The organism is Bradyrhizobium rifense (genome assembly GCF_008123425.1).
Classification (GTDB): Bacteria; Pseudomonadota; Alphaproteobacteria; order Rhizobiales; family Xanthobacteraceae; genus Bradyrhizobium; species Bradyrhizobium rifense.
In genome coordinates this window covers 1-14,146 of sequence record NZ_VSSS01000002.1, presented here as the reverse complement: position 1 = coordinate 14,146, position 14,146 = coordinate 1, and the positions used below count along the sequence as shown (strand labels likewise).

The 14,146-nt window shown below is 59.6% G+C and carries 20 protein-coding genes and 2 pseudogenes; 8 read left to right on the top strand and 14 right to left on the bottom strand.

Annotation, left to right across the window (positions count from 1 at the left end):
* Positions 1 to 62: 62 nt before the first annotated feature.
* The 3 genes from FXB40_RS00880 to FXB40_RS00870 form a co-directional block, all read right to left on the bottom strand.
* Positions 63 to 302 (bottom strand): DUF2171 domain-containing protein, encoded by a 240-nt coding sequence (locus tag FXB40_RS00880; protein ID WP_148770249.1) that lies wholly within the window; start codon positions 300 to 302, stop codon positions 63 to 65.
* A gap of 235 nt (positions 303 to 537) precedes the next feature.
* A complete protein-coding gene (locus tag FXB40_RS00875) occupies positions 538 to 924 on the bottom strand; it encodes a VOC family protein (RefSeq protein WP_148770247.1) in 387 nt (128 codons plus the stop codon).
* A 4-nt stretch (positions 925 to 928) separates the two neighbouring features.
* A complete protein-coding gene (locus FXB40_RS00870; protein WP_246207245.1) occupies positions 929 to 1,084 on the bottom strand; it encodes a hypothetical protein in 156 nt (51 codons plus the stop codon).
* 709 nt (positions 1,085 to 1,793) lie between these two features.
* Between FXB40_RS00870 and FXB40_RS00860 the strand changes: the two genes are divergently transcribed.
* Positions 1,794 to 2,270, top strand: coding sequence for a DUF3833 family protein (locus FXB40_RS00860; protein ID WP_148770243.1), 477 nt, complete (start codon positions 1,794 to 1,796; stop codon positions 2,268 to 2,270).
* A 634-nt stretch (positions 2,271 to 2,904) separates the two neighbouring features.
* On the opposite strand, the gene FXB40_RS00855 is transcribed toward FXB40_RS00860, so the two are convergent.
* Positions 2,905 to 3,111, bottom strand: a complete 207-nt coding sequence (locus FXB40_RS00855) for a hypothetical protein (protein ID WP_148770241.1) — start codon at positions 3,109 to 3,111, stop codon at positions 2,905 to 2,907.
* A gap of 12 nt (positions 3,112 to 3,123) precedes the next feature.
* The gene (locus FXB40_RS00850; RefSeq protein ID WP_148770238.1) at positions 3,124 to 3,414 is read right to left on the bottom strand and encodes a hypothetical protein; all 291 of its coding nucleotides are present in this window, start codon (positions 3,412 to 3,414) and stop codon (positions 3,124 to 3,126) included.
* On the opposite strand from FXB40_RS00850, the gene FXB40_RS47535 reads away from it, so the two are divergent.
* On the top strand, positions 3,413 to 3,550 hold the full coding sequence (locus FXB40_RS47535; protein WP_187436581.1) for a hypothetical protein: 138 nt from the start codon (positions 3,413 to 3,415) through the stop codon (positions 3,548 to 3,550). The genes FXB40_RS00850 and FXB40_RS47535 overlap by 2 nt on opposite strands.
* Positions 3,551 to 4,766: 1,216 nt before the next feature.
* Here the strand turns inward: FXB40_RS47535 and FXB40_RS48885 are convergent.
* Positions 4,767 to 4,991: a hypothetical protein gene (locus FXB40_RS48885; RefSeq protein ID WP_430646351.1), complete on the bottom strand. Its 225-nt coding sequence runs from the start codon at positions 4,989 to 4,991 to the stop codon at positions 4,767 to 4,769.
* A 354-nt stretch (positions 4,992 to 5,345) separates the two neighbouring features.
* Here FXB40_RS48885 and FXB40_RS00835 point away from each other — a divergent pair, with 354 nt between their 5' ends.
* On the top strand, positions 5,346 to 5,522 hold the full coding sequence (locus FXB40_RS00835; RefSeq protein WP_148770232.1) for a DUF2934 domain-containing protein: 177 nt from the start codon (positions 5,346 to 5,348) through the stop codon (positions 5,520 to 5,522).
* Between the two features lie 121 nt (positions 5,523 to 5,643).
* Here FXB40_RS00835 and FXB40_RS00830 read toward each other — a convergent pair whose 3' ends face one another.
* A complete protein-coding gene (locus FXB40_RS00830) occupies positions 5,644 to 5,841 on the bottom strand; it encodes a hypothetical protein (RefSeq protein WP_148770230.1) in 198 nt (65 codons plus the stop codon).
* 76 nt (positions 5,842 to 5,917) lie between these two features.
* On the opposite strand from FXB40_RS00830, the gene FXB40_RS48880 reads away from it, so the two are divergent.
* Entirely contained in the window at positions 5,918 to 6,127 is a 210-nt protein-coding gene (locus tag FXB40_RS48880; protein WP_246207264.1) for a hypothetical protein, read from the top strand.
* Here FXB40_RS48880 and FXB40_RS48875 read toward each other — a convergent pair.
* Both FXB40_RS48875 and FXB40_RS00820 read right to left on the bottom strand, forming a co-directional pair.
* Positions 6,079 to 6,225 carry a PQ-loop domain-containing transporter gene (locus tag FXB40_RS48875; RefSeq protein ID WP_246207243.1) on the bottom strand — a complete coding sequence of 49 codons (147 nt, stop codon included), beginning with the start codon at positions 6,223 to 6,225 and terminating at the stop codon, positions 6,079 to 6,081. The two genes, FXB40_RS48880 and FXB40_RS48875, sit on opposite strands and share 49 nt — an antisense overlap.
* A gap of 26 nt (positions 6,226 to 6,251) precedes the next feature.
* Positions 6,252 to 6,479 carry a hypothetical protein gene (locus FXB40_RS00820; RefSeq protein ID WP_148770228.1) on the bottom strand — a complete coding sequence of 76 codons (228 nt, stop codon included), beginning with the start codon at positions 6,477 to 6,479 and terminating at the stop codon, positions 6,252 to 6,254.
* A 226-nt stretch (positions 6,480 to 6,705) separates the two neighbouring features.
* On the opposite strand from FXB40_RS00820, the gene FXB40_RS50285 reads away from it, so the two are divergent.
* Positions 6,706 to 6,912 (top strand): PLP-dependent transferase, encoded by a 207-nt coding sequence (locus FXB40_RS50285; protein ID WP_148770226.1) that lies wholly within the window; start codon positions 6,706 to 6,708, stop codon positions 6,910 to 6,912.
* A gap of 173 nt (positions 6,913 to 7,085) precedes the next feature.
* On the opposite strand, the gene FXB40_RS00810 is transcribed toward FXB40_RS50285, so the two are convergent.
* From FXB40_RS00810 to FXB40_RS00800, 3 genes and pseudogenes are all read right to left on the bottom strand, one after another.
* Positions 7,086 to 7,490: a hypothetical protein gene (locus FXB40_RS00810; RefSeq protein WP_148770224.1), complete on the bottom strand. Its 405-nt coding sequence runs from the start codon at positions 7,488 to 7,490 to the stop codon at positions 7,086 to 7,088.
* 15 nt (positions 7,491 to 7,505) lie between these two features.
* Positions 7,506 to 7,705, bottom strand: a pseudogene (locus tag FXB40_RS48870) (hypothetical protein).
* 474 nt (positions 7,706 to 8,179) lie between these two features.
* Positions 8,180 to 9,463: a hypothetical protein gene (locus FXB40_RS00800; RefSeq protein WP_148770221.1), complete on the bottom strand. Its 1,284-nt coding sequence runs from the start codon at positions 9,461 to 9,463 to the stop codon at positions 8,180 to 8,182.
* A 939-nt stretch (positions 9,464 to 10,402) separates the two neighbouring features.
* Between FXB40_RS00800 and FXB40_RS50280 the strand changes: the two are divergent.
* Positions 10,403 to 11,434: pseudogene (locus tag FXB40_RS50280) on the top strand (recombinase family protein); the annotation flags it as partial.
* 349 nt (positions 11,435 to 11,783) lie between these two features.
* On the opposite strand, the gene FXB40_RS50275 reads toward FXB40_RS50280, so the two are convergent.
* Positions 11,784 to 12,779 carry a helix-turn-helix domain-containing protein gene (locus tag FXB40_RS50275; RefSeq protein ID WP_430646349.1) on the bottom strand — a complete coding sequence of 332 codons (996 nt, stop codon included), beginning with the start codon at positions 12,777 to 12,779 and terminating at the stop codon, positions 11,784 to 11,786.
* A complete protein-coding gene (locus FXB40_RS00780) occupies positions 12,763 to 13,044 on the bottom strand; it encodes a hypothetical protein (RefSeq protein WP_148770217.1) in 282 nt (93 codons plus the stop codon). The genes FXB40_RS50275 and FXB40_RS00780 overlap by 17 nt, the downstream gene beginning before the upstream one ends.
* A 530-nt stretch (positions 13,045 to 13,574) precedes the next feature.
* Here FXB40_RS00780 and FXB40_RS47530 point away from each other — a divergent pair.
* Both FXB40_RS47530 and FXB40_RS00775 read left to right on the top strand, forming a co-directional pair.
* Positions 13,575 to 13,736, top strand: a complete 162-nt coding sequence (locus FXB40_RS47530) for a hypothetical protein (RefSeq protein ID WP_187436580.1) — start codon at positions 13,575 to 13,577, stop codon at positions 13,734 to 13,736.
* Positions 13,737 to 13,834: 98 nt separating this feature from the next.
* Positions 13,835 to 14,146: CYTH domain-containing protein (locus tag FXB40_RS00775; RefSeq protein ID WP_148770215.1), on the top strand; the 312-nt coding region annotated here is incomplete at its 3' end.

Sequence of the window (14,146 nt, the reverse complement as noted above, 5' to 3'; positions counted from 1 at the left end):
TTTGCCGGACGAGCACACCTGCTGTGTCCGCTAACACATTAAAAACCGAGCCGTTGGTCCGCCTAACCGCGCCCGTGCTGCCAATGCGCCGTGACGTCGGCACCCGTTTTGTTCAGATGCACATGCTGATCGACATGGTCGATCCAAGACACCGGGATGAAATGATGGTGCTCCCCGTCCGGTGAGCTTTGCTTGGTGAGTTTGATCTTGTCGGGCCCATCGAGGTGGTCAACCTTTCCCACTGTCTTCCGGTCGGACGAAATGACGTCCATGTGCTCTTTGACCTGAGATGTATCGGGCATACGAAACCTCCGAAAATGTTCCAGAAACGAACGCGGTGCCGGCCCGAAGGTTGCAATATCGACGGGTGATGGACACGGAGGCTTCTCGGATGTCACGAGCGGACCGGGCTTTCCAGGATACCCGCAAGGCTGGGCGCATTGTGGAACTGTTCAGCAGATCGATCGCAGTTCGCACTTGCTCCGGGAACGTCAGAGTGAGCTGGCCGCTGACGATGCGCCGTTTGTCGGTCCGACTTTAGAAGCTCTCTCTTGCGGTGTAAGTCACCGCCTCGATCTTATTGCCATCAAGGTCGCGGACAAATGCGCCATAGTAGTTGGCATTGTAATTCTCCCGAATGCCCGGAGCCCCTTCGTCGACGCCGCCGTTCGCCAGGGCGGACGAGTGAAAGCGTCTGACCGTCTCGCGATCCGGCGCCTGAAAAGCTACGTGAACCCCATTTCCGACGGTTGCCGGCTGTCCGTCTGTGGGAGTTTGAATGCTGAAAATGATGTCGGAGGCGCCGTAGTGGAGCGAACGCTCCGAGTGCTTAAGGAGCCGCAGTCCAACGAGGGACATGAGCGGATCGTAGAAGGCTCTTGCGCGCTTGACGTCATTGCTGCCGAGAGAAACGTGATGGATCATCTGGTCACCACTTGAGGCAATATCGGCGTTTCAATCTCTCAGTTGTGGTCTTCGCGGCATAGTTGATGCGGTCGAGCTCGGCTTCATCCTTGGCGATCACATGAAGTCGCCAGCCCATGTCGCTGTCCTCTTCTGCGCCGCATTCGATCTCGACGGACACAACATGCTCCCCACCTGGAAAGCTGCGGATCTCCTGAAGCGCGACAAGCTCGAGATCTTTCCTCAAGATCGCTGTTCTGGCCACCGCAGGACTCCTTTCGCCGCATTAAGCGACACTCTGCGACGATCATCGGCCCAACAAGAGTCGGACGGAGATGTTCCTAAGCTCCATAGCGTGCAAACCAAGACCCAATCGTCTCAATCGCAATTGCGCGTTGACAACCAAGCGCTCGCCCGCGCGTTAGCAGTGATGACCGACGAGCGATTTGCAGACCATTGCCGCAAGGAAGCCAGGGATTGTGAACGCGAGGCGGAGAGAACCACCAGCCCGCTCGACAAGGAAGTATGGCTTCGCCTTAGCAGTGAATGGACCAAACTCGCGGGCCCCGCCTCATCGCCGCGGGTGAACCGTCGGACGTAAGCCAGGAACAATTTTTCGACGCGCTCATTGTTCGGAGAGGAGAATGCGCCATGAATGAACATCAATCTGAAAGTTCGACCTCGACGTTCTCCGAGACAACCGCCACTATACGGGAAGCGGCGCGCGGGGTCCGGCACACTCTTGAGGACGGAACTGCGCCGGGTCAATGGAAAGCGATTCTAAGCGATTTGGTTCGCGAGGCACCGTTACCGTCACTGGCGGTCGCGTTCATGATCGGGGTCATCGCCGCGCGCCGATAGGCTTCGCGCCTCAACACGGATCATCAGCAGTGAAACTCGACGATTTCAAAGGGAGCGTTCCGGTATTCTTGCCCGAGGTCTTCTTCCTTGGCAGCCTGGAGGGCTGGGCCGTCATGGAGAGCCTTATCGGCGGCTTGCAGCGCAGGGCGACCATCACGGCTCAGGGTAAATTGGAAGAAGACACCGACACGGTCCTCTTTACCGAGACTTACCAGTTCGATGACGGCCACAGCGACACCTTGCATTGGACCATCCGTAAGGTTGGTAGGGGGCAGTACGTGGGGCATGAAAATCATTTGGAAGGCGAAGCAACGGGCGAACAGACCGGTTGCGCCTTCCACTGGAAATACACACGGGATGTCCCGCAAGCTGACGGCAAGTCCACCAAGCTGAACTTCGACGACTGGTTTTATGCCATCGATGGCCACGCCTGCATTGTGCGAGGCCGCGCGGGGCGGGCAGGCATTCCATTTGCGACCGCCCATGTGACCTATCGGAAGCTCTAACGGAGACGAGGATGATAGGCTGTTGGCGCCACTTGGGCCCCACGATTCATCTTCGCATTGATTTCCAAATTCTGTTCGGACCTGACGGACCATGGCTGACGCCGTCGATGAACCGGATTTTGCCACTGCTGCCGAGATCGTCGGACACGCCCCGGAGCAGACCATCTTCACCCGGTTCATTCCTCCCTCAAAACAAAGAAGCCGCCCGAGGGGCCTGTAGGGCGTATTACGAGAAATGGGGAATGCGTCACTGGCGAGCGGCTTGACCCGCAGTTGCTTGAACTTGTGGAGCCGCTCAACCGGTTTACCCGCCCGCTGTTGGATGGACAGACAAACCTATGGAGCGTTCGCCAATGGCGCGTTGCAACGGCTTCTGGCGTCAAGTCGAGACGCTGGTGATCTCTGGTGCGAAAGCGACGTGTGCGTTTTCGCAAATGGTCCTCGGGGGCATTGAAATAGGCGACCGAGCTGTATTGGCCGAATTGCCTTATGCAGTTCGGCTGACCAAAGTCACGACGCGATGATCTATAAGTAGCGTTTCGATATTCAAATTGAGGTCGCGACGACAAACAAGAGACTCGAGCGCTGGCCGGGTTTGAGCTGAAGGCCCGCTGCCCTGCCCGCGCGGTCAATCCTACCCCGCATTTGCCGCGCCGGTTGTGCTCTCGCTTTCAGGTACCGTCAATGTCACGCCGTGGCCCTGGCGCAGCGCCAGCGACGCTGCCACAACGGCCGCCTCAAACGCGGCCTCCTTGGTCTCATAGGTGTTCTTACTCTCACCATCGTGCCGCACGTGCCACTCGCCGGCTCCGCCAACAATATCATAAGCCGCTAATCCCATCTTCTTCTCCTGTCACGCGTCCGGCGTTGCCTTCGATGCCTGTGTGCTGCTGACTGGGTCCGAAGCTGGAAAACTGTCCTTCAATCCCTTTTGCAGCTCGTCATCTTTCGCCTTGTCGCGGCGAATATCCCGCTTGGGGTCGGATGCATGATTGTCTGTCGGCGCCGGATCAAATTTTTCAGCCATCATCATTTCCTGGTCTGGTGCTTCGGCGAGTCTGAACGCGGGAGTATGGCCCATCGTTCCTACGCGGGAAAGATCACTGCTGCCGCCACTTTCCCAGGGAGAGAGGAATTGCGTCATGTACTTCAATCGCGACCGCCGTATCGCCCACGGACCCGTCGAACCCGGTCCAAGCGTCCTGGCCCTCCTGCTTATCAGCCTCGCCATTGCGGCGGTGACCGTTGTCACCATCTGGACGGTGTATTTGCATCCTTGAGTCCACCTCGAACCGGCTGGTCTGGCTCCTCGCGCTTAGGAACGCCCGCAGCAAATCTCAGTTGAGAACCGGGCTGGCCGCGGTCCAATAACATTGATGATGTGAACAACGATACCGCGTGTGACATCGCGATCCTGGACTGAGCAACAAATTGAGCAACTGCGGGACCTAGTGCGCAAAGGCGCTTCGGCCTCGCGAGCGTCCGTCGCATTGAAGAGAAGCAAGGCATCCGTGCAGAACAAAGCTCGGGAAATCGGAGCGCCGTTCGCCACTGAGAGAGAGCGACGGCAGCAGATCCGCGCTACTGGTCTTAGGCGCCCGACGGCGGGCGCGTCCTAGTTCTGGCCTCGCGCGGGTTGACGGCAGAGCCCTCATTTAGCACCCCCGGCAGATACTTCTGATCTTCTTGTCCAAAGCTTTGTCAGCGGGGTCGCGGTTCTGCTCGGCCGTAATTTTTGCCCGGTCCTGTCGCTCTGCTACCGGAGCAGCGGATGTGCGATGATCGTGCCGCCAGCCTTTCGCGTCCGCAGCCACTGTCGGAAGGGATGCGACAACTACCAATAACAACACGTGCTTCAACAGTTTTTGCAAATTTTGCCTACCGTTCTGTCGGCCTTATTGTTCTCTTGATCTATCCTCGCATCGCTGTCGCTTTGATCGGTGGTTGTTGGCCGGCCGATTCCTCCCGCAGGCGCGGTTGCCTGCGCATTTGCAGCCGGCGTTGCCGATGAGGCTGCGGCTCCGACGCTATTGGTGCCGGGGGATGGGACGTTTCCGATTCGGTCACCATTAGCCATTCCTTGGTTTGGTCCAGATCGGCCTGCCGCGGTGCTGTTAGCGTTGCCTGTCGTCGAATTGGTATTCGTGCTGGGAGCTTCAGTCGACGGAGCTGCCGTTACAACCGGATTCGCCGCGCCCCCTGCGCCGGTGCCGGACGAAGACGTTGCGGCTGAGCCTCCCGCGCCCGCGGAGGAAGCCGCCCCACCAGCGCCGCGACCAGCGGAACTGCCGGCGCCACCACCGCTACCGCCTCCGCCGCCTCCGCTCTGGGCAAAAGTTACGCAGGGGGCGACTATAGCCAAGACAAGTGCAACGCTCGAAATCCTCATGGCGCAACTCCTTCAGCGACCAAGCCACGCTCCTGCGTTTCGTCCCTGAGCGACGGAAGGCCCCACACCGTTGCCGATGCGGGGCGCATAGCATTGCACGTTGCAAGTCATCGCTTTGCGGGCGGCCCGCTCTTGTTTCCCGGCAGGCCCTTTACGTTCGCCGGATCCTGTTCCTGCACGGAGAGGTTCTGGGACGCCGAGCCGACGGTGCCCTGTTGCGAGGGACCGTTTTTGCCGCCTGGCGCTCCGCTAATCCCCGCCCCAGAATTCTGGGCGCTCGGAGCTGTCGAAACCGTGCCGGATGTGTCCGCCCGAGTCGCGTCGCCTGGCATACGAGAGGCCGAGCCGGGCTTGTCCTGTTCACCGACGTATCCCGATGCGCCTGAGTTTTGTGTCTTGATGCCCTTGTCCGCCTCGTTCTGGAGGCTTTGCGATGGCGTCGTCTGTTGGGCAATGGCTGGTCCCGTCACACTGGAGATCGCCACGAGTGCTGCGAATGCTAATAGCCGCATGATGAAAGTTCCTCCGTAGGTTTTGTTGTCACCAACGTGCGGAGGAAACGACGTTTCCAATTTTATAAAGGATTTCTAAGCGGGCTCGCGGCGTGGTCCGAAGGACGACAGATGCTGCACAAGGAACTCCCGTTCCATTGACGGCTTGGGCCTCATGCAACAAGGGAATTTGAGATGTCAGACTTAAGCGAAGAAGAGATCCGCAAGCGCGCCTATGAGCTTTGGAAAGGTGCGGGCGAACCGTGCGGGAAGATGGATACGTTCTGGTATGAAGCCGAGAAGCAGCTCCTTGCCGAGCGATCAACGCAAGGCGAGCTACCGCCCGGCATGACCGACAACCTGCCGATCTAAGCCGCGACCCGCCTTGCACCTAAAAGACGTCGCGGACTTATGGTTTGACCGCAAATAGAAACAGTTTGCGGACCAATAAGAATGTCGGGTCCGAAGTCCGCAAAGCGGGTGTCAGATACCTCTACAGCCCAGGTGGCGGGACAGGGATGCCGGTCTCATCATCTGGCTGGCACGGCTGAATAGTGTACCCATCCTCCAGAACTGTCTTTCCAGCAACAAAATCAACAAGGCCGGCCTCTTCGGCGTGAGCCCAAACCTCTTCCTCGGTAGGGAATTCCTTGCTGAGCTTCTGGTCGTCTTCAAACAGCGCGTAGGGCATAGGAACTCCTCTTCGAACAGAACGCCGTGAGGGAGCGCAAGGCACCGGCGGGCGCATCACCTTCGATGCCGTGACCTTGGACCAGCATATCGCATTGCTCGGATTTGCTGAAATGGTGGTTTCGGTCGGCGACGACCCCTATGATCAGCACTCCTCGGCGGTGGATGAGGCTTCAGCCGCCGCGCGATTTAAGATCGCGGACCTTACAGCCGAGAACAATGGCCGCGAGCGTGGCGCCTACCCGTTCGCGGCCACGATCATCCAATCGCCCCGGATTGAGCCGTAGATGATCCAGAGCCCGAGACCGAGAGTCAGCGTCGCGAGCATGAAGAGAGAAAGATCGTCCGTCGAGCCGCGAGGCCACGCCTTGCGGACCTGGGGCACATACGAAAGGGAGGCGAGGAAGGCCGCTATGGCGATTTAGCGTGGCGCCCGCCGTTTTCAGCTTCCGTAGATAGGGCGGACGCGGAAGCGCCGCGTTTTTCTTTGGATGGCATCGGCGATGCGTCATCTGCATCTTGGTTCGGCGGAGCGCCGCGATCGATCAGCAATGCTACGGCTAACAGGCCGAGGGCCGCAGCAATGTTCCAGCCGCCAAGACGTCTTTCTTCGCTGCGCAGGTTCTCGAGCTTGGGCATTTGCGCCTCCGCAGAACCAAGACGAGCGGCGAGCAGGAGTTCCTTACCGGCGCAGCGGTTCGAATGCGATGTCCCGGAGCCGACCAAGGAGACGCGGCGATTGTCTGCAGCCCTTATATTTTCGATTTTTGGCGTCCGGTTCAGGACAAACTAAGCTGGCGAACATCCCAACGATGCAGAAGGCTACGGATGCCCAACCAAGTGCGTAGAGCCAGCGCCGGACCACGTGTTCGCCCATAACTTTCGGGTTTCTAATCAACAGTATGAGCATCACCAAGAAGCCGAAGAGCGACGGATCGATCCCGCAAAGCAACTTAGCGCTGATGTACAGTCGAAGACGAATGTTACAGAAGGGTATGTCAGGCTTTCGCTCGGCATCGAAAATATCGATGACATCATCGCCGACTTGGACCAGGCGTTGACAGCAACGTAGTGTCAGGGCTGTGACGATGCGGGCCTGTATTCCTGCTGCGCACCGACGCCAGCTTCATTGCGAATGCAACTCCGCAATACTTCGCAGAGGCCGGATCGACCGCTTACGCCTTCTCCGTCGAATCCTCATCAGGCGTGGAGGTGTGTCCTGTTGCTTCTGACGCGCTTGCGGCTTCAAGACGCGTTCGATCGAGCCCGCTCGCGTCCTTCACGGCGGCGCTCGCGTCGTTCACGGCGTCGCTTCGCCCGGTCCGCGAGCGGCGGCAGAGGGGGCACGTGTGCATCGACCGTCTCGGACTGAGCCGTCTCGACCGATTGATTGAGTACGGTGCGCGCCTCCATGAATTCGAGCACGGTCCGACCTTTTTCCGTGATCTTCCACCCACCGCTTTCGCGACCGACCAGTCCTTGCGAAAATATATCGAGGTCCGGTACGCGCGCAGCCAGCCGCTTGGTCCGGTCGGCCCAGTCCCGGCCGCTGGTCGCCAAGATCGCCATGTCGCGCTTGATGTCGTCCATCACAGCGAATCCGTCCGGGTAGGACACCAGGACCTTCAACACCGTGACCTGAAAATTCACCGCCGCGTCTCGCTTTCAGCGCCACATGGTCGGCGCCCGGAAAGGGCTTCGCGGCCGACCCGTCTAAGGTCTTCGGGCGATACGTCTCCACGGGTCGCGGCTTCCAGGATCTTTGACGCGACGTGCGTGCGCGCTCCGGTTTCGCGCGCTGAAACGCTCTCGCAAACCTCGTCGAGAAGCGCGCGCAAAAGCGCAGTGGTGGCTGTGTCGAACATGAGACGCCCCCGTGCGGGAAAGCATTAGACTAGCCAAGTTTTCCCGATATGCGAGTCGTTTATGAGGTCAGCAAATCTGACCTTCGATGCCAGCCTCCCGCCTCGCGAGCAAGCGCCAACTGTTATTCGGCATGGGGTCCTTACGCCGATCGGCACGATAAGTTTCTGATCTATATGACATTGAAGGGGTCATACTTCGGCGCCTATTTACAAAGGAGGCGCGCCGTCGGCGCTTTGATGCGGCGGTTGCGCGCCAATCGGCAACAATTTCGTGCAAAATCGTACAGTGGCGCGCCACGGCCGATGAAGATGGGCACTACGCGTTCGCTGTTCCCCTATGATGTCGCAGCCCGCCGTTCGCTCCAAGCGGCAAAGCTGCGACATTCTGCGATTCTGCACTACGCCTCGCTGGCGGCTGTCTTCCCTAGCCGACATCCTTCCCGCAGGACGGGAAACGACGGAGGGGAAGCCTGGTCATTGTGGACCCCGCCCGTCGGAGCTGTTCATGTTGACGACCATGCAGCCTTCGTGTCCGGCCGATGCCGGCGCAAGCTTCCCTGTTTCCTCAAGGAATATGCAGGACCATCTGGGGTCTTCCGGAAGAGCAATGCCCGAGCCGAGGACGTAGAGCGCATAGTTGTTGCCGGCGGGAAGCCGTCTGACAGGTTTTACGATCTTGTAGACCGGGATGTGCCGCTTCTTGAGGGGATCCGGAATTTTGTCCAGCTCAACCAACCGTCCTTCCTCGAGAAGGGACGCGATGCCGAATTTTCCCGGAGCTACATCATACTCCTTCGGCTCTCCGATCCAATTGACTTCAGAGATATCGAATAGCTTCTCGAAGCCCGGAATTTTCGTGGGAGACAAGCTGATATCGGTGGTCGCGAGCGACGGCAACGAGACACGGTAAGTCGACCGGGCGGCGGCGATCTTGTCGATGTGGCCAAGCTCACGTCGGATGACATACGCCAGGGTGTCTTCCTCCAGTCCGCCGCGAGCGATCGGCAGGCATGTCAGATAGCCGATTCGGTCTTTCGGAACACCGACAACTGCGGATGGAAAGGCACTTTCGCTGCCGGGGGGCGTCACGAGGATGACGCGGTCGATGCGGGTAGTGTCGCCCTCGATTTTCCATATCAGCGGACCGCTGCTGCCGAGAATAGCGTAAATCGGCCGGCTGCCTGGCTCGACGACGACCCGCGAGGCTCTGGTTTCCCTGCCTAGTCCAACTGTCGAGACCGACGAATATATCTCTCCCCAGGTGGTGCCGTAGGCGATGATCAAGGCGTCAGCGGCAGCCTGCGGCATAGGACAGGCGCGTATTCTTTCATTTATCCTGAATCCAAATCCGTACCTCGATTCGGAAAGCGTCCGAATCCTGATATTCGAGTCCGCGTCCGTTTTTGCGTAGCCGATGATGAGGCCCTTTTCACCTGCTCTGGGCGGGTGGTCGCAAGATGAAGCCTGCGTATCCAAGGTCACATATTCCTGATCGATTTTTCCTCTCACGACCTTGGTTACGTGCGCGACCACCGCATACGATGCTTGCGGATTGTCGCCGGTCGTGCCGGGCGGCGGCCGGTCGACGATTTCGACATAGGCCGCAATGGTGCCGCCGACCTCCGGCAGCCCCTGCTCCGAGAAGAAAATACTCCCGTGGAATCCCGGGCCCTGGCACGCCGATGCGTTCGACCATCCCAGTGCAAGAACTGCGGCAGTCCAAGCTGCAAACAGGCCAGGTAACCTGAATTTCGTCATCGGCGTTTTCCTGTCGCGTTTTGGCGAATGTTCTAGCGAGTTTGGGTTCACAGTCCGTTTCAACGAAGCTCCAATTTAGTCGTGGCGACGGACTTGGCGCAGGTCCCGATGTCGGAGGAGGCGGGTCATTCACGACGATCTTGCCGTGTCTCGCTCACTTGTCCGCTATCCGCCACACCGGACATTGCCACGGCGGGACCGAGAGCGCCGACCAAGGTCTCAAGGTCTGGGATCGACGGCAAGATAAAAGCGACGGTGTCGCTCCGGGCCGTCGGGGGTCGTAAGTGTTTGTCTGCACATTATTTTGGATGGCACTGCAGCGGCACCGTATGAAGCGGCCTGGTGCCGCTCGAACTGAGAAAGCATTCAAAATCAACGTTCCGAGCGCCATCGTTCGCGGCGTAGCGTCTTGTTGCGCGTTTTCGGCAGGATGTCGGCCATGATCGCATGGGAGGCGCTGCCGGACCAACGGTGCGCCGTCAAGGCTCGCGCTGCGCGCGACCGGCTCCGCCGGCTTGCGGCCTTGACTGCGCTCCGTTGGCCCGGCTTTTTTGCTTCCATGCGTTCATGGCTTGCTGTGCGGGACTGCGCTCGCGCTGCGGAGGAAGTGCGAGGTCGCAGCGCGGCAGCGTGCCTTGGCGTAGACATCGGCCGTTCTGTGGATCGGCCAAGCTTGCCACAGTAGCGCCATGGCTCCCCCTCACAAATCGCAGCTACGATGTCCGCCGGATCGCGCCCTACTTGACGAACTCTACGACTATGTGCGTGCGCCCGCGCATCCTGGTCGACGACGGGCGAAGCGCGTTTCGGCGACATGGACAGTGACGGATGATTGGCCGAGCGGCGTGCCGGTGACTGAAACTGAGATCGACGTGTTCGAAGCGTGGTTCGGCGATCTGTTCGACGAGTTATTTGGAGAGGGCTAAGGGGGACATCAGCATGACTGCGGCGGTTCGGGCGGCTCTCTATCTCCGGGTCTCGACGGGGCGGCAGGCTGACAGTGACCTCTCCATCCCTGACCAGCGCCGACAGGCGAAGGGCTACTGCGCGTCGCGGGGGTGGGAGATCGTCGCCGATTATGTCGAGCCCGGCGCGTCTGCGACCGACGATCGGCGGCCGGAGTTCCAGCGCATGATCGACGCCGCGACCACCAAGCCGCCGGCGTTCGACGTGATCCTCGTCCACAGCTTCAGCCGCTTCTTCCGCGACCAGTTCCAGCTTGAGTTTTACGTTCGCCGGCTGGCCAAAAGCGGTGTGCGCCTGGTGTCGATCACGCAGGAGCTTGGCGACGACACGATGAGCAACATGATCCGCCAGATCATGGCGCTGTTCGATGAATACCAGTCCAAGGAAAACGCCAAGCACACGCTGCGGGCGATGAAGGAGAATGCGCGCCAGGGCTTCTGGAATGGCGCGCTGCCGCCGATCGGCTACCGCATCGTGGAAGCCACCGAGCAGCGCGGCCACCGCACCAAGAAGACGCTGGAGATCGACCCCATCCAGGCCGAAACCGTGCGGCTGATCTTCCGCCTGACGCGCGAGGGAAGCGGCTCCTCCGGGTCAATGGGCGTCAAATCCATTGCCAAACATCTGAATGAATCTGGCATTCGAACGCGTGACGGCGGACGCTGGGGTGTCGATGCCGTGCACAAAGTTCTCACCCGAACCACGTATATCGGCCGCCACCGCTTCAACGCCAAATTCTGGAGAACACGCGAGCGAAAGCCAGAGGCGGAGGTGGTCGAGATGGCCGTGCCGCCGATCATTGACGCCACCGAGTTCGAGGCCGTGCAGACACGGCTCAAGACGCGCAGCCCCACACTGACCGCGCCGCGCGTTGTGAGCGGTCCCACCCTCCTTACCGGCATCTGCTTTTGCGCTGCCTGCGGCGGAGCAATGACATTGAGGACCGGGAAGAGCGGCAGATACAGGTATTACACCTGCTGCACCAAGGCTCGGCAGGGTGAGACTGGCTGCAAGGGTCGGACCGTTCGGATGGAAAAGCTCGACAGTGTCGTGGCCGAGCACATCGAGCATCGGCTGTTGCAGCCCAAACGTCTCGAGCACATCCTGTCATGCGTGCTCGACCGCCGTGAGGAGCGCGGCAAGCGCCGAACGGCGCACATCGCCGAATTGCGCAAGCGTGCGGCCGAGGCGGACGCCAAGCTCAAGCGCCTCTACGACGCCATCGAAAACGGAATCGCCGATGTGTCCGATCCGATGCTCAAGGAGCGCGTGACCGAGTTGAAGGCCATCCGCGATCAGGCCCGCGCCGACGCAGAGCGGGCCGAGGGTTCGCTTGATCGGGCTGCGCCGAGCATCACACCGCAGGTGCTAAAGAGCTTCGCCCGCCAGCCAGGCCCGCAGGCACATGCGCACCGAGACGGGCGGCTATCGCCGCGACCATCTCCGCGCGCTCGCACAACGCGTCGAGGTGGGGGCGAAAGAAGTTCGCATCATGGGGTCGAAAAGCGTGCTCCTGCGTGCGCTCGTCGCAGCTTCGGGCGCAAAAACGGCAGGTTTTGGAGTGCCCAGTTTTGTACCGAAGTGGCGCGCCCGGAACGATTCGAACGTGTGATCTTTGCCTTCGGAGGGTGGCGCTCCATCTCAGGCGGAAAAGCAGCGCATCCCAAAGGCGCTGCGGCTTGCTATGGAAGGTGCGATATATCTGCTCGCGACGATTTCGCAAAGTTGCAGACGGACTCTCGCCGAACTTGGCACGATAGTCGTGCGCCATCCGGCTGAGATGGCCGAAACCAAGATCGAATGCGATATCCGTAACTCGATCGTCCGGCCTCGCCTTGGACAGCCTGTTTTTGAGTTGGCGCAGTCGGATATGCTGCAACGCCTTCGAAATCGAAACGCCAAAATGACGTTTGAAGCCGATCTGTAGCGATCTGATGCCGATGCCCGTTTGTCTGGCAAAGTTGGCGAGATCGAAAGGTTCCGCGGCGTGCGCTTCGAGGTAATCCCAGGCGCGTCGATAGCTCGACGGCAAAGTGTCGTGCGTTGAGTGGCTTTCGATAGCATCACTCAGATTGTGCCGTTGCCCGGAGAGGAGCAGCCCAATCAGAGACTCCCGCATCACCGCCGTCTGAACCCTCGACAATCCCTGCGTCGGCCCACCGGCCTCTGCGATCGAAGCGATATAATCGAGCTGTGCCCTCAGCATGTGTCCCAAGGGCAGGCGAAGATCGACGTCCGGCTCGAACTCGACTATGGCGGCCGGCTTCTCCGCGAGTTCCTGCGCGCGCAACTCGACTCGTGCGCGATCGATCAGCAGAATCAGCTTCGCGCAATCATCCCGCCACACCATCGTCGTCGGCATCGTCGGCGACAACAGCGACGCGGTTAGATTTGGTGCAGCCTCGGGCGAGATATTCACCGCGTTTGACTAGGCTGGCCTGGCTGAGGTCTGCCGGAACGCCGGTCGGGTCGGCTCCCCTGTAGTCAGCAAGCGCAACCTTCGCGCCGCCGCTGAAATCCAAGGGGCTCGGACCGCGCAGATAATGAACCACGCCGATCGCGACGCCGACACCAACGACGGCCGCGGCTCCTGCCAGGCGAACTAGGGCAACCATGATTTCTCCGCGATCAAGCTGCGATCGATCGGGAGCCGTGTGCAAGAACTAAAATCACTGTCATCGAACCTCTCGCTTCCGTTAGCGTGGTGCAGCTATTTGTCGGCTCACAGAGGTAGACCGGAAGTTTGCGTCCGAGCGCCAAACCAACCCGAATGGCCCTCAACAGACGTTCGGTCGCATCAAGGCTTCTCGCTTGTTGTGGGAGCCGCGCAGCGAAGCGGTAAGCTGCGCAAGATTTTCACAGAGTATTCGTATGCCAGATATTTTGATCCACTCTATCGCGGGCAGCCCGTTCCGACCGGATTGGGCATGAGACTGTCGTTTTTGAAACCTTGCCCGATATTGCAATTAAGCCATTTTTGGAAACCAAAGGATGCTCACACGTACTGGCGAACCGACTCTCCACTAGGACAATCAAGGCGCGCCATTCGACGGGTGATGCCGTCATAAATTCGTAATCTTCCGCCAATGAACCTTTTTGGAGCTCCAGTTTTGCCATACGCTGGGGCACAGCGGACGGGTAAGCAATGACTGAACGCACACAAATGACGCTGGCACTGCGTGACCGCCTTTTAGAGAAGGCTCGAAAGGAATTGCTCGATTTCGAGCGTCGGGAAAATGAGTTCCGTAAGAAGGACCGAGAGGAGCGCGCCGCAGAGCTGCGACTTCCACTGAACGATATTCACTAGCCCGGAGACAGCCTAGTTGGCGGCTGACGATCCAGCCTTACCGGAGCTTTGAGAGATTAAGGCCGTTTAAGTTGGATACATCGTAAGGAGAAGGAACCGTGGGCGCGGAGATTGAACTCAAGCTCGCCACGTCGAAGCGCGGTCTGCAGCAGGCGATGGCGCTGCCGTGGCTGAAGAAGCAGGCCAACGATGTCAGCCGCAAGCAAGAGCTCACCTCCGTGTATTTTGATACCGATGATTTCGTACTCCGCAAACATGGCATCAGCGTGCGGGTACGTCAGGCCGGTGCACAGCGGCTGCAGACCATTAAAGCCAACTCCAGCGCACTGATCGCCCGCGAGGAATGGGAAACAGAGATTGACCGCGACGAGCCCAAACTGGAATTGGCTCGCGACACCGCGCTCGCGCCG

What these genes read in the sequence shown, in the direction of transcription:
- FXB40_RS48885 (WP_430646351.1), bottom strand. Translation starts at nt 4,991, where the DNA reads ATGCCAGGCGACGCGACTCGGGCGGACACATCCGGCACGGTTTCGACA.
- FXB40_RS47535 (WP_187436581.1), top strand. Translation starts at nt 3,413, where the DNA reads ATGTACTTCAATCGCGACCGCCGTATCGCCCACGGACCCGTCGAACCC.
- FXB40_RS50275 (WP_430646349.1), bottom strand. Translation starts at nt 12,779, where the DNA reads ATGGTGTGGCGGGATGATTGCGCGAAGCTGATTCTGCTGATCGATCGC.
- FXB40_RS00835 (WP_148770232.1), top strand. Translation starts at nt 5,346, where the DNA reads ATGTCAGACTTAAGCGAAGAAGAGATCCGCAAGCGCGCCTATGAGCTT.
- FXB40_RS00875 (WP_148770247.1), bottom strand. Translation starts at nt 924, where the DNA reads ATGATCCATCACGTTTCTCTCGGCAGCAATGACGTCAAGCGCGCAAGA.
- FXB40_RS47530 (WP_187436580.1), top strand. Translation starts at nt 13,575, where the DNA reads ATGACTGAACGCACACAAATGACGCTGGCACTGCGTGACCGCCTTTTA.
- FXB40_RS00855 (WP_148770241.1), bottom strand. Translation starts at nt 3,111, where the DNA reads ATGGGATTAGCGGCTTATGATATTGTTGGCGGAGCCGGCGAGTGGCAC.
- FXB40_RS00880 (WP_148770249.1), bottom strand. Translation starts at nt 302, where the DNA reads ATGCCCGATACATCTCAGGTCAAAGAGCACATGGACGTCATTTCGTCC.
- FXB40_RS00820 (WP_148770228.1), bottom strand. Translation starts at nt 6,479, where the DNA reads ATGCCCAAGCTCGAGAACCTGCGCAGCGAAGAAAGACGTCTTGGCGGC.
- FXB40_RS00800 (WP_148770221.1), bottom strand. Translation starts at nt 9,463, where the DNA reads ATGACGAAATTCAGGTTACCTGGCCTGTTTGCAGCTTGGACTGCCGCA.
- FXB40_RS00780 (WP_148770217.1), bottom strand. Translation starts at nt 13,044, where the DNA reads ATGGTTGCCCTAGTTCGCCTGGCAGGAGCCGCGGCCGTCGTTGGTGTC.
- FXB40_RS00850 (WP_148770238.1), bottom strand. Translation starts at nt 3,414, where the DNA reads ATGACGCAATTCCTCTCTCCCTGGGAAAGTGGCGGCAGCAGTGATCTT.
- FXB40_RS00830 (WP_148770230.1), bottom strand. Translation starts at nt 5,841, where the DNA reads ATGCCCTACGCGCTGTTTGAAGACGACCAGAAGCTCAGCAAGGAATTC.